10 protein-coding genes are annotated in these 12,932 nt (G+C 54.0%); all 10 read left to right on the top strand.

Annotated features, from left to right (window positions below):
- Positions 1-21: 21 nt before the first annotated feature.
- The 10 genes from fusA (at position 22) to rpoD (ending at position 12,730) form a co-directional block, all read left to right on the top strand.
- Positions 22-2,073, top strand: a complete 2,052-nt coding sequence (fusA, locus tag H585_RS0110715; RefSeq protein WP_027367814.1) for an elongation factor G — start codon at positions 22-24, stop codon at positions 2,071-2,073.
- Positions 2,074-2,092: 19 nt separating this feature from the next.
- Complete coding sequence (locus H585_RS0110710; RefSeq protein ID WP_027367813.1) at positions 2,093-2,587, top strand: DUF2062 domain-containing protein; 495 nt, start codon at positions 2,093-2,095, stop codon at positions 2,585-2,587.
- 112 nt (positions 2,588-2,699) lie between these two features.
- Positions 2,700-4,169: an alpha,alpha-trehalose-phosphate synthase (UDP-forming) gene (locus tag H585_RS0110705; protein ID WP_014261045.1), complete on the top strand. Its 1,470-nt coding sequence runs from the start codon at positions 2,700-2,702 to the stop codon at positions 4,167-4,169.
- Positions 4,170-4,181: 12 nt separating this feature from the next.
- Positions 4,182-4,979: a 16S rRNA (adenine(1518)-N(6)/adenine(1519)-N(6))-dimethyltransferase RsmA gene (gene rsmA / locus H585_RS0110700; protein WP_027367811.1), complete on the top strand. Its 798-nt coding sequence runs from the start codon at positions 4,182-4,184 to the stop codon at positions 4,977-4,979.
- A gap of 293 nt (positions 4,980-5,272) precedes the next feature.
- Positions 5,273-5,545: an HU family DNA-binding protein gene (locus tag H585_RS0110695; protein WP_027367810.1), complete on the top strand. Its 273-nt coding sequence runs from the start codon at positions 5,273-5,275 to the stop codon at positions 5,543-5,545.
- A gap of 566 nt (positions 5,546-6,111) precedes the next feature.
- A complete protein-coding gene (gene rpsU / locus H585_RS0110685) occupies positions 6,112-6,312 on the top strand; it encodes a 30S ribosomal protein S21 (RefSeq protein WP_027367809.1) in 201 nt (66 codons plus the stop codon).
- Entirely contained in the window at positions 6,312-6,755 is a 444-nt protein-coding gene (locus H585_RS0110680; RefSeq protein WP_027367808.1) for a GatB/YqeY domain-containing protein, read from the top strand. Before rpsU ends, H585_RS0110680 begins: the two co-directional genes overlap by 1 nt.
- Before the next feature lie 23 nt (positions 6,756-6,778).
- Positions 6,779-9,082 (top strand): endonuclease MutS2, encoded by a 2,304-nt coding sequence (locus tag H585_RS0110675; protein ID WP_027367807.1) that lies wholly within the window; start codon positions 6,779-6,781, stop codon positions 9,080-9,082.
- Between the two features lie 89 nt (positions 9,083-9,171).
- A complete protein-coding gene (gene dnaG / locus H585_RS0110670) occupies positions 9,172-10,959 on the top strand; it encodes a DNA primase (protein WP_027367806.1) in 1,788 nt (595 codons plus the stop codon).
- Positions 10,946-12,730 carry an RNA polymerase sigma factor RpoD gene (rpoD, locus tag H585_RS0110665; protein WP_005983532.1) on the top strand — a complete coding sequence of 595 codons (1,785 nt, stop codon included), beginning with the start codon at positions 10,946-10,948 and terminating at the stop codon, positions 12,728-12,730. Before dnaG ends, rpoD begins: the two co-directional genes overlap by 14 nt.
- Positions 12,731-12,932: the final 202 nt, after the last annotated feature.

The following is a 12,932-nucleotide window of genomic DNA, read 5'->3' as shown; positions in this document are numbered from 1 at the left end:
TTGCATTAGCCAGGAAGTATCATGAGTAAAAAGATTCCCAGCGGAAAGAGCGAATTGGAATCGCTGCGGAATATTGGCATTATCGCCCATATAGATGCGGGCAAGACGACTCTCACGGAGCGTATTCTTTTTTACACGCATAGAATACATCGCATGGGCGAGGTCCATGACGGCACAGCGACCATGGATTACATGCCCGAGGAGCAGGAACGCGGCATAACAATAACTTCTGCGTGCACAACATGCTTGTGGAAGGGTAAACGTATCAACATTATCGACACGCCGGGACATGTGGACTTCACTATTGAAGTAGAGCGGTCGCTACGTGTGTTGGATGGTGCTGTCGGCGTGTTCTGCGGCGTAGGCGGAGTCGAGCCCCAGTCCGAAACGGTCTGGCGCCAGTCCGAACGCTATGGTGTACCCAAGCTGGCCTTCATAAACAAGATGGATCGCTTAGGTGCGGATTTTCAGGGCGTGCTCGATCAGATGCGGCAAAAGCTCGGAGCCAAGCCCTTACCCCTAGTTATACCTGACGATGGAGGCGAAGATTTCAAGGCTTTGTTCGATGTGCTGCATATGAAACTGCTGCGCTTTGAAAATCAAAGTCAGGGCGAGCATTACGAAGTCCAGGAATTAGATGCGGAACAGATCGCTCGCGTTCAACCTTGGCGAGAGCGCTTGATCGAGGCTGTCGCTGATGAGGACGATGACATCCTACAGAGCTACCTCTCAGGCGAGGATCTATCCGAGGAGCGACTGGAGGCGGCAATTCGCGCTGCCACACTGAGCTTGCGGATCGTGCCAGTCTATGCTGGTTCGGCGTTGAAGAATATTGGCGTGCAACCATTGCTGGATGGTATATTAGCCTTCCTGCCGTCACCTTTGGATGTTCCGCCAGCCATAGGTGTGGATCCCCAAACTAAGGCTAAGAAGTATTTCCAGACTTCCGCATCAGAGCCGCTCTCTGCGTTGGCTTTCAAGGTAAGCATGGAGAGCGGCCGCAAGCTTGTGCTCATGCGCATCTACTCGGGCGTGCTAAATGAGGGGCAAGAGGTCTGGAACGCCACTCAAGGCCAAGTTGAGCGCGTTGCGCGCCTATTCCATCTTCATGCTGGCCGCAAAGAGAAGCTTGAGAGGGCTACTGCCGGAGATATCGTTGCCGCAGCAGGACTGCGTCTGACTAAGACCGGAGATACGCTATGCACCAAGGATGCTCCGCTGATTTTGGAAAGCATCGGCGAGTACAAGCCTGTTATTTCCCTAGCCATTGAGCCGCGTAATGCAGAAGAGGCCGAGCGGCTTGAACTGGCCCTAGACCATTATTTGCAGGAGGATCCCACGCTCCACCTCGAGAAGGATGAGGCCACGGAGCAACTTGTCCTTTCGGGTATGGGAGAGCTTCATCTGGAGGTCGTGCTGGATCGCTTGCGCCGAGAGTATAGTCTACAGCCGCGCAGCGGCAAGCCGCAAGTGGTCTACCAAGAGACAGTTACGATGCACGTCGAAACTGAAGCAGAATTCCGGCGTGAACTCGGCGATATCATTCACCACGGTTTTGTGCGTTTGGAGATCGAGCCCTTGCCGCGAGACAAGACCAACGAAGTTTTTTTAGCCTTTGATACCGCTCAATGGCACCAAACTGTCGCGGAATCTGTGTATGGAGGTGTCGCTGATGGTCTACAAAGCGGTGTGCTCAAGGGTCATCCCGTACAAAACGTAAAGATCAGGGTACTTGAGTTACGAAAGCGGGAAGGGGAATCCACGCCGGTAGGTTTCCGGATGGCTGCCTCCATGGCCTTACGCAAGGCCATGCAAATGGCCAAGCCTATGTTGCTGGAGCCCATCATGGATATCGAGATCACTGTGCCCGGCGACTTTGTAGGTGATGTTATGGGCCTGCTCGGTGCTAAGAACGCACGAATCGAAAACCTTTTTGACCGGGCCGGACAGAAGACGGTCAAGGCGCTAGCCCCATTGCGCAAGCTTTTTGGCTTCTCCACGGACTTGCGCTCGGCCACCCAGGGCCGAGCCGGTCTCATGATGAAATTCTCGCGCTTTGACGTGTTGACCTGATAGCTTGGCCGGACGTCCCATGAACGTAATTTTTAATCTTAAGCGCCTAGTAAGATATAATTATCTTAAAGTACTTAGGCTCAAGACATCCTCACACAGCATAGCCCTGGGCTTGGCGCTAGGTGTATATGGCGGGTGCTTGCCTGCTCTGCCCGGTCTACCGCTGCAGAGCATCATTGGCTTGCTGCTCGCGTTCATTTTTCGGGCCAGCAAAATCGCTGCACTGGTGGGAACTTGGATATCTAACCCTTTAAATTGGTTTGTTTTTTATTGGGCTGAGTATAAGATCGGTCGTCTGATCATTCCCGTGAATATAAGGATCGATCCCCTGTCGATGAACATTCAGGATTTTGTCTCCGTTGGCATGAAAGGCGTCCTGGTCCTGTTGATTGGAGGGGCCATTCTTGGTCTCCCGCTGGGGCTGCTGACTTATATTGTTTCCCTGCCTCTCATCCGCAACTATCGCAGGCGCCGAGCCTTGCGACTGTTGCGTAAGCGGACAAGTCTATCCTAACTAACGCTGCGAGCTGGTCCGAGCCAACCTCTACCCACATGCGTTCCTTGCGCTAAGCCCTCACAATCCGTAAACATGACGGAAGGTTTTTCAGCTTGCAGCAGGAGGCATGATGGAAGGCGGCTCCAAGCGATTAGTGGTGGTGTCCAACCGATTGCCCGTGGCCCTGAGCAATGAAGGCGGACGGTGGGTCATTAAGCCTGGTGGGGGCGGCTTGGTCACGGCTCTGGCTCCAGTGCTCAAGAATCGAGGCGGACTATGGATCGGCTGGTCCGGCGCCAAGGGTGAGGTGGACATTGTTGACCCTCTGGCAGAATTTTCCCGCGAGGCCGGTTATTCGTTGCATCCCGTATACCTTACGGAAGAAGAGGTCGCCGGCTATTATCATGGCTTTTCCAACGAGGTCATCTGGCCTCTTTTTCATGACTTTCAATCGCGGTGCAATTTCAATCCTACATATTGGCGCAGCTATCTTGATGCAAATCTAAAGTTTGCTGAAGTTGTTGTCCGCTTCAGCCGTGACTCCGACTACATATGGGTCCATGATTATCACCTGATGCATTTGGCTTTCATGCTGCGCAATATGGGAGTACCGCGAAGTTGTGGGTTTTTCCTTCACATTCCTTTCCCACCTCCGGATATCTTCCTTAAGCTGCCGTGGCGGGCCAAAATCGTGCGCTCGCTTCTGGAGTATGATTTAGTGGGATTCCAGACCGGGCGCGATCGTAGCAACTTCATCAGTTGCTTGAGGGCCTTATTGCCTGAAGCAAGCATTAGCGGGCGAGGCAACGAGGTGCGGGTTACGCTTTTGGGCCGTACGTCAAGGCTAGGGGCCTTTCCCATCAGTATCGATTTCAATGCCTTTGCGAACATGGCTTCGTCAGGCGAGGTAGCCCAGAAAACCAAGGACTTTCGTGACGCTTTGCGCCAACGCAAGATTCTTTTAGGCGTAGACAGGCTTGACTATACCAAGGGCATTCCCCAACGTATTGAGGCCATACGACAACTGCTCATCAAGTTTCCGGATCTACGGGAAAGGTTTTCGTTCGTTCAACTAGCTGTGCCCAGCCGTGAAGAGATCCCAGAATATAATGCCCTGAAAATAGAGATCGAACGCCTAGTGGGTGAGGTTAACGGACAGTTCGCTCAACCTGGATGGGTTCCTATTCAGTATTTATACCGATCCTTGCCGCGCGCAGACTTGGTAGCATATTACCGGGCGGCGGATATAGCCTTGGTTACACCTTTGCGTGATGGAATGAACTTGGTGGCCAAAGAGTATTGCGCAAGCAATGTCTCGGAGACTGGCGTACTCATACTAAGTGAGTTCGCCGGCGCCGCAGGTCAACTTCAAAAAAACGGGGCAAAACTGGTCAACCCGCATGATGTAGAAGGCGTGGCCAAGGTCATCCACAAAGCATTCCATACGGATATTGCCGATCACCGAAGGAATATGCACCGATTGCGCGATTCGATCCGCAAGGCAGACATCTTCTGGTGGGTAGATTCTTTCCTTCAGAATGCTTTTTCCCGTCATCTCAACGATTTTCCACCTCTGGAAGGCGTAAGCTTCCACTCTTAAAGGCGTAATTGAATGCGAGCAGCAGATGGCAAGCCTTTTGCCAAGCGTAGCCTTGGGCAGAATTTTTTGCAGGATGAGAACATCGCCCGTAAGATAGTCGCCGCCCTGGAGTTGCAGGAAGGCGATACCGTAGTGGAGATCGGCCCAGGGCGCGGAGCCCTCACGCGCTGGCTGGATGAGTCTCCGGCTCAGAGGGTATTGGCCCTTGAAAAGGACAAGGACTTGGCGCAGCAGCTTGGCATGGTTCATCCTCGAGTGGAAATAGTAGTTACGGACGCTTTGCGCTACTCCTGGGAGGAGTTGGCTGGCTTTGAGTCCCTAAAGTATATCGGAAATTTGCCGTATAATATTGCATCACCTTTGATGTGGGAGATCGTGAGCCGGTCACCACGTTACTCAAGAGCGGTTTTCATGGTCCAGCACGAAGTCGGGCTCCGGTTAACTGCATGCCCGGGAAACAAAAGTTACGGAGCCTTGAGCGCCTGGATCCAGAGTTTTGCTAATGTGCGCTATCTTTTTCGTGTGCCGCCGCAAGTCTTCCGTCCCAAGCCCAAGGTGGATTCGGCTGTTTTATGCTTTGAGCCTTTGACGAAGGAAATTCGGCCTACGCACCCAGCATTGCTGGCTAAATTATTGCATATTTGCTTTCAAAAACGGCGTAAGCAATTGCGCAACATTCTGCGGGATTGGTGGGGCGAAAGGGTAGGGACTAGTGCGGGCGAGTTTATAAAGTTGGCCGAAGCCAGGCCCGAGGAGTTGACTCCGAAGGAATTTCAGCGACTAGCTCTACTTATTTGGGGAGACGAGTGATCTATTTGTTGTAGACATATCCATTCTCCCCAAAAAAAGATTGATCTGTTAGAAGCCTTAATTTATGGGCATTTCGGCTGGACAGGGGAAAAGCATTAATTTAATGCTTTGTGGGTCGCAGGTTAGGATTGGTGATTTTGCCCTCTCCAAATTGACGCTGCTCAAGTATCGACAATCATGCTGAAGGGCTTTGGCCCAAGAATGAATTCTATACGCAAGGTTGTAACGATTGTGGAATTTGGACCGGAATATGGATGGTCCGTTGTGCTAAGCAAAAGAGGAGGAGAGGACTCATGACCAAGGCTGATCTGGTTGCCAAGATTTCTGAAAAGGCTGCAATTTCCAAGGCCGAAGCTGAGCGAGCTCTGAATGCATTTCTTGATGCCGTGGGGAGCACTCTTGTAGGCGAAGGCAAATTGACGCTGACCGGCTTTGGCACCTTCGCGGTGGAAGAACGCAAGGAGCGCACTGGTCGCAATCCGCGCACTGGCGAAGAAATCAAGATTCCCGCGACAAAGGTTGTTAAGTTCCGTCCCGGGAAACTGCTTAAAGACGCCGTCAAGTAAATCGGAGCGTTTCTATGTGGATGATACATGGTGAGACTGTTCAGAGTTCGCTTCCTCAGGATCTTCCCTGGTGGCAGCCGGACCATGCCATTTTCTTTGGTGTGCTTTACGCTGTCTTAGGCGTGATCGGCACTGGCATGGCCGTCGCCATTTTCAAATCTTGGTGGGATACGCTCCACCCCAGGCACTAGATAAGACATCGCGTGCTTGTTCACGGGGGAAGCATCAGACCTGTCCTTTAAAGTGAACTGCGCCTGGCAGCAATTATGAAAGCGGTTCAGTTTCGGGCGTGGATTCATCCCGGTGATACAAGCGTGCCCGTCAAGCATTGGAAAGCAGATTTTGTCTGCACGGCTGTCGGGTATAGTGATAGTCGCCTATAATTTTAGGCTGGTCAGTCGTGGGCGGACTCTCGATATGAGGGTCCGCCCACCCATCTAAGCAATGGGTCTTTTTCCCTTTTGGAAAAAGAACTTGCCTTTCATTTCATCTCTACTTATATTGCCTGTCTTGCCAAGTTGCGGTGCGACTGTAGCTTGGAGTTATATGAGAAGGGGGTGATGTTTTTGCCCGGAGTCATCCTTGAAGATGGTGATAACTTCGATATTTCCCTGCGTCGCTTCAAGAAGCAGGTAGAAAAGGCCGGCGTGCTCTCGGAGCTCAAGAAGCGCCAGCATTTTGAGAAGCCCAGCGTGCAGCTCAAGAAGAAGAAGGCGGCCGCGAGAAAGCGCCTGCTGAAAAAACTCAGAAAGATGAATATGTCCTAATGTCTATTGCAAAACAGATAGAACAGGACTTCGTTACGGCCTACAAGGCTAAAGAACAGCTCAGGGTGGCTGTCTTGAGAATGCTCAAGACAGCCATTAAGAATCGCCATGTGGAGCTAATGCGAGAGTTGTCTGATGATGAGATTCTCGATGTCATCATCAAACAGGTTAAGCAGCGCCAGGAAGCGGAAGAGCAGTTCAGAGCCGCGAACCGTGCCGAACTCGCCGATAAGGAGTCGGCTGAGGCTGACATCCTCAGGTCGTATCTCCCCGCACAACTCTCCAGGGAAGAATTGGCAGCCCTTGTGGATAAGATCGTCATTGACCTTGGTGCCTCCGGCTTGAAGGATATGGGCCGAGTCATGAAGGCGATCATGGACAGTCACAAAGGCAGAGTGGACGGCAAGGCCGTCAGCGAGCTGGTCAAGGCTCGTCTTTCCTGATCACCGCAACACAAGCGTTGCCCATGGAATCCAGAACCCTCCAGTTGCTGGAGTTCCCCAAGGTCCTCGACCATCTTGCCCGCTTTGCACATTCGGTGCCTGGCCAAAATGCCTGTTTGGCGATTGGTCCGGTTGCTGACGCGCAGAGCCAGGCAGAGCTTGCCGAACTGCTGGATCAATTTATTGCATTCCGGCGTGAGAGCGGCTTCGCACTAGCAGGTTTCGAGGATTTGGGGGGGCTGTTGGCCTTTGCCAAGGGGGCCGAGAGCATCCTTGATCTCGACGCCTGCTTCGCTCTGGCCGAAACTTTAGGGTTAGCTCGTTCTGCGCGCGAAGCCGTGCGGGGTTACTCCGAACGCCCTTGGGCGCAGCTTCTGGGGCTTGCCCTAGGATGTCCCTGGCCTGAGTTGACCTGGGCAGGCCTCAAGCGTTGCATGGGGGCGGACGGCCGCCTTAAAGACGAAAGTTCTCCCGAACTGTTCACCGTGCGTCAGGAAATCCGGCGCATCAATCAGACCTGTACCAAAAAAGTCAAGGACTTCCTGCAGAAGGAGAATCTCTCCGCATTTTTGCAGGACGACTTCATGACTGTATCCTCCGATCGCTACGTTCTTCCGCTCAAGACGAACTTCAAGGGCCGACTGCAAGGCATCATTCACGACTATTCCCAGACAGGTGAAACCTGCTACTTCGAGCCCATGTTTCTTGTGGACCTGAACAATGAACTTCAGGGACTGCGCCGCGAGGAACGAGAGGCCGAGCGGGCCGTGCTTCGAATGCTCACCGATTTGGTGCGTCGGGAGATGGATGCCGTGCAGGGCGTGTTCCGTTTCCTTGTTCAGTTTGACGTTCTGCAGGCCAAATATGCCTTGGCCGAGGCCTTGGGCGGCAGACCTTTGCGCGCGGATCAGGGGAAGGGATTGCATCTGCGCAATGCGCGCCATCCGCTGCTTGTCCTAGGCGGAGATCCTGTGGTGCCCATTGATATTGGTCTGACCGGGGACGAGTACGCGCTTATCGTCAGCGGCGGAAACGCCGGCGGCAAAACAGTCTGTCTTAAAACCTTGGGCCTTCTCTCAGCCATGGTTTTGGCCGGCCTGCCAGTTTCGGTCGATGAAGGCAGCGTCATGCCCTTTTGGGAGAAAATTTTTGCTTTTCTGGGCGACGAACAGAGCATTGAGGCCCATTTGAGCACCTTCACTGCCCAGATCCGTTCCCTGGCTTCGATCTGGGAGCGCATCGACGAGTGCACGCTGATCATCCTCGACGAGTTCGGTGCCGGCACTGATCCGGCACAAGGAGCGGCGCTGGCCCAGGCCGTGGTGGACAGCCTCATGGAGCGCAAGGCGCGTGTTGCCGTGGCGACGCACTTTCCTGCCCTCAAGATTTATGGCATGAGCCGCGAAGGTGTGCGCTCCGCCAGCGTACTTTTTGATCCCAAATCCAAAAAGCCTCTCTACAAACTTGCATACGACCAGGTGGGTACCTCCCTGGCGCTGGATGTGGCTCGCGAGCATGGCTTGCCTGCCGAGATCGTGAGCAGGGCGGAGCAATATCTGCTCTTGGAAGGGCAGGACACTTCGCGGCTCATGGATCGTCTGAACACCGTGGCCGTGGAGAAGGAAAAAGAGCTTGAGGCGCTCCGGCGTGAGAGACGCAGTTTGGTCGAGAAGGAATCCCGGCTCAAGGAGCGCTTCGAGCAGGAACGCCGCAAGCTCCTGCAGAACGTGCAAACCGAGTCACAGCGCATTGTTCGTGAATGGCAGGAAGGTAAGGTAAGTCGCAAGAAGGTCCAGCAGGACCTTACGGAACTGCGCAGGCAACTGGCCGCGCCTGAAACAGGGCTAGAAGAGCGCGAATTGACTTTTGAAGATATTCAGCCGGGCATGAGCGTGCATTATGCCGTTTGGAACAAGCGCGGCACGGTCCTGGAAAAAGATACGCGTCGTCGTCAGGTCAAAATAGACTTGAGTGGTGTCTCCTTATGGGCGGATGCCAAGGATATATCGGTAGCCGCACAGGCTGGCCGCGGCACATCTTCGCCTGTCCGTCAAACGCCCTCCGAGCTCGCTGCCGAGCCTGGCTTTACCTTGAGCCTTGATCTGCGGGGACAACGCAGTGATGTTGCCATTGGCGAGTTGTCGCGCTTCCTGGATCAGGCCATCCTGCGTGGAGCCAAGGGCGTGGAGGTCATCCACGGTCGCGGAACGGGAGCCCTGCGCAAAGAAGTGCACGAATTTCTGCGTCGTTTTCCCGTGGTGCAGTCCTTCAGGCTGGCCTCGGAAGAAGAAGGCGGCGACGGCAAGACCCTGGTGGAGATAAAATAAAGAGACTATCCCCGGCATGACCGTGAGGCCGACCTTGCCAACCCCGGGACCATGCTTAGTTTTTGCATCGTGCGAAAGCAGAGGCGAGTATGGGCATAGATCAGGGGATTATACAAAATATCAAGTCGCGCTTGGACATGGTAGAGATCGTCAGGCGTTACGTTGACCTGAAGCCCATGTCGGGCCGGTTTGTGGCTCCATGCCCATTTCATCAGGAAACCAAGCCGTCTTTCTCAGTCAATCCAGAGCTTGGGTTTTACTATTGCTTCGGTTGCCAAGCCTCGGGCGATGTTTTCGACTTCTACGCCCGCATGAATGGCCTGGAGTTCCGTGAGGCGCTGGAAGCACTGGCGGAGGAAGCTGGCGTTTCCCTGCGCGATGAAAAGCCCGACCCGCTGGCAGGGCGCAAGAAACAGCTCAAGAAGACATGCCTAGACATGCATGCCCTGGCTTGCGACTACTTCCGAGGCATGCTTGGATCGCCCGCAGGCAAGGACGCTCGCGAGTATTTGGCCCGGCGCACGCTTGCCGCCGAAATGGTCGATGGGTTCAGTTTGGGCTGTTCAGACGAGGATTGGCAAGGACTGCAGAACTTTCTGCAGAAAAAGGGCTTTTCGCCCGCCCAGGCTGTGGAAGCCGGCCTGCTTTCGCGAAATGACGCAGGCCGCACCTATGATCGTTTTCGTGGTCGTTTGATCTTTCCCATCCACGATCTTGCCGGCAGGATCATCGCTTTTGGCGGCCGTATCATCAAAGATGGCGAGCCTAAGTACCTGAACTCCAGCGACTCGCCCATCTACACCAAGGGCGAGCATCTGTATGGATTATATCAGGCGAGGCCCGCCATTTCCAAGAGTCGTCGGGTGCTTCTTACCGAAGGTTACGTGGATGTGCTCTCTCTGCACCAATACGGCTTCCGTGAAGCCGTGGGCGTTCTTGGTACAGCGCTGACCGCTGATCAGGTCAAACGTCTGGGTTCGTTATGCAGAGAAGTTGTGCTTGTTTTTGATGGCGATAACGCTGGACGCAAGGCAGCTTTGCGTAGCGCCGAGATGATTTTGGCGCAAGGGTTGACCTGTCGTGTGGTGCTCCTACCTGAAGGGCAGGATGCCGATGATCTGTTGCGCCAGTCCGGAGCCGAGGCGTTTGCAAAGCTTCTTGGGCAGGCAGGGGATGGTTTCACCTACTGCGCGGAATGCGTGCGTGCCACTGGATCGGCTCGCGAGGTCATGGACTTTGCGAGGCGTTTTTTGCGCGGGTTGCGTGATCCAGCCTGGAAGGCTTTCTATCTGCCGAAGTTGGCCGAGAATCTGGCGCTTGCGGAGAGTGAGTTGCGGCAGGCGATCGCCAGCGAGAGAGAGGAGCGCCCGAGCGGCAATAATCCTGTGGGGGTCAAGACACAGGTTAAGAATCTGCCGGGACTGCCGATAAAACGCCCAGTGGGGCAGGCTAGAAGTGTCGAGGAACAACGAGACGAGCAGATATTGCAGTTCGCGATCTGCTTTCCTCGCTATCGGCAGCTTCTGATTGAGAAAGAAATGCATCTTGGTTTGACGAATGAGTGGTCACGCCGGCTTTGGGGCACAATCGCCAGCCACTCTGATCAGGATGATGCATACCTGTATTCCGTACTAGATGAAAACGAGCGGCAAATCTGGGCCCGCTTGGCAGCAACTTCAAAGATAAAACCTGAAGAAGCTGAAGGGGAATTCAAGGAAGTGTGCCGCTTCCTTGAAGGCGCAAACTGGAACGAGAGACGAGCCAGTATGGTTGCGGCGATGAATGATGCCCGCAAACGTGGTGACACTGCAGAAGCCGACCGGCTATTCCATATCTTCCGGGAGCTCTTTTTAGGGAGGATCGATGAGCAATCTTAAGGAAATTCAGCAGATCAAGACCCTCATCGCCCAGGGTAAGCAGAAGGGGTTCCTGACCTTCAAGGAATTGAACAGCGCTTTGCCGTCGGAGGTCAACAATCCCGAGCAGATCGAAGAGATCATTTCCATATTCGATCAGCTCGAGATCGCCATTGTCGACTCGGAAAAAGAAGGCAAGAAGCTGCAGATCCTTTCCGCCGATTCCGAGTCGGAGGAGGTGGACGTCGATGCCGCCTCGGTCATTGAGATCGCCGGAAACGATGAAGATGCCGCGGACTACGCCTCGCGCAGCACCGATCCGGTGCGTATGTACCTGCGCGAGATGGGTTCCGTGCCGTTGTTGGATCGCGAGGGCGAGGTCGTTATTGCCAAGAAGATTGAGTCTGGCGAACTGGACGTTCTTTATGCCCTTGTGGAAGTTCCAGTGGCCGTGGAGGAGCTTGTCCAAGTTGGCAAGGACCTCAAGGACAGCCGCATCAAACTTAAGGATGTGGTCAAGACCATTGAGGAGGACGACCCGAGCGAGGATGAGATGAACCAGCGCCAGCGCGTCATCTTCCTCCTTGACGAAATCAAGGCCAGCTTCAAGAAGAAGCGCAAGATCTACACCAAGCTGGATCAGTGCGCCACGCTGGATCGCCGCGTATTCAGCCTGCAAATGGAAATAGTGAGCTTCAAGGAAGAGGTCGTCCAGAAGCTCCGCGAGATCAAGCTCGAAAAGACACTTATCGACCGGGTCATCGAAACCGTCGAAGACTACGTGCGTCAGATGCATAACTGCCAGCGCGACCTGGCGGCCTACATCATGTCCACGGGCAAGACCCAGAGTGAGATCCGTGATCTGTTCCGCAGGGTGGACGACCGCACGCTCAATCCCCTTAACGCGGCTGAGGCGTTGGGGCTGACCGTGGAGGAGTTCTTCTCCTATAAGGAGATGCTCGCCGGTAAGATGGAGATTCTTGTCCGTCTGCAGGAGAAGTGCTGCCACCAGGTCTCGGAGCTGGAGGAAGTACTTTGGCGTATAAGGCGCGGTAACGAGAATGCCTCCAGAGCCAAGAGAGAACTCATTCGCGCCAACCTCCGCCTCGTTGTGTCCATCGCCAAGAAGTACACCAACCGCGGCCTGCAGTTCCTGGATCTTATTCAAGAAGGCAACATCGGTTTGATGAAGGCCGTGGACAAATTTGAATACCAGCGCGGCTACAAGTTCTCCACCTATGCGACCTGGTGGATACGCCAAGCCATAACTCGCGCCATAGCCGACCAGGCTCGCACCATCCGCATCCCTGTGCATATGATCGAGACCATCAACAAGCTCATCCGCACCTCCCGCTACCTTGTTCAGGAGCTTGGCCGCGATCCTACGCCCGAGGAGATTGCCGAGCGCATGGACTATCCCATCGAGAAGGTCAAGAAAGTGCTCAAGATCGCCAAGGAACCAATATCCTTGGAGACTCCCATCGGCGACGAGGAGGACTCCAGCCTGGGTGATTTCATTGAGGACAAGAAGGCCGTGGCACCTGCCGAAGAAGTGGTCAACACCAAGCTTTCTGAACAGATCGGCAAGGTCCTCTCCGACTTGACTCCCCGAGAGGAGCAAGTGCTTCGCAAACGGTTTGGCATAGGCGAAAAGTCGGACCATACGTTGGAAGAAGTCGGCAAGCTTTTCAATGTCACCCGCGAGCGTATTCGTCAGATCGAGGCTAAAGCTCTACGCAAGCTTCGGCATCCCGTGCGTAGTCAGATATTGCGCTCCTATTATGAAAGCTGACATGTAGATCCTTCTGGTCTTATTTTTGAGTCTAGCAGAGAAAGGCGGCTTTGGCCGCCTTTCTCTTATTGAATTACAGCATCATTCGTAAGTCTATAGCAAATTGCCAGTGAACTGAGTCGTCCAGGGATATGCCGCTCCTCATGAAGCGTTGGTCAGGCAAATCCCATTTCTTATGCAAATTGCTTTAGAGCAGATTGCT

Source organism: Desulfocurvibacter africanus subsp. africanus DSM 2603, assembly GCF_000422545.1.
In the GTDB taxonomy this organism is placed as follows: Bacteria; Desulfobacterota; Desulfovibrionia; order Desulfovibrionales; family Desulfovibrionaceae; genus Desulfocurvibacter; species Desulfocurvibacter africanus.
The sequence above is the reverse complement of the archived record's forward strand: the minus strand, read 5'-3'. Positions and strand labels throughout refer to the sequence as shown.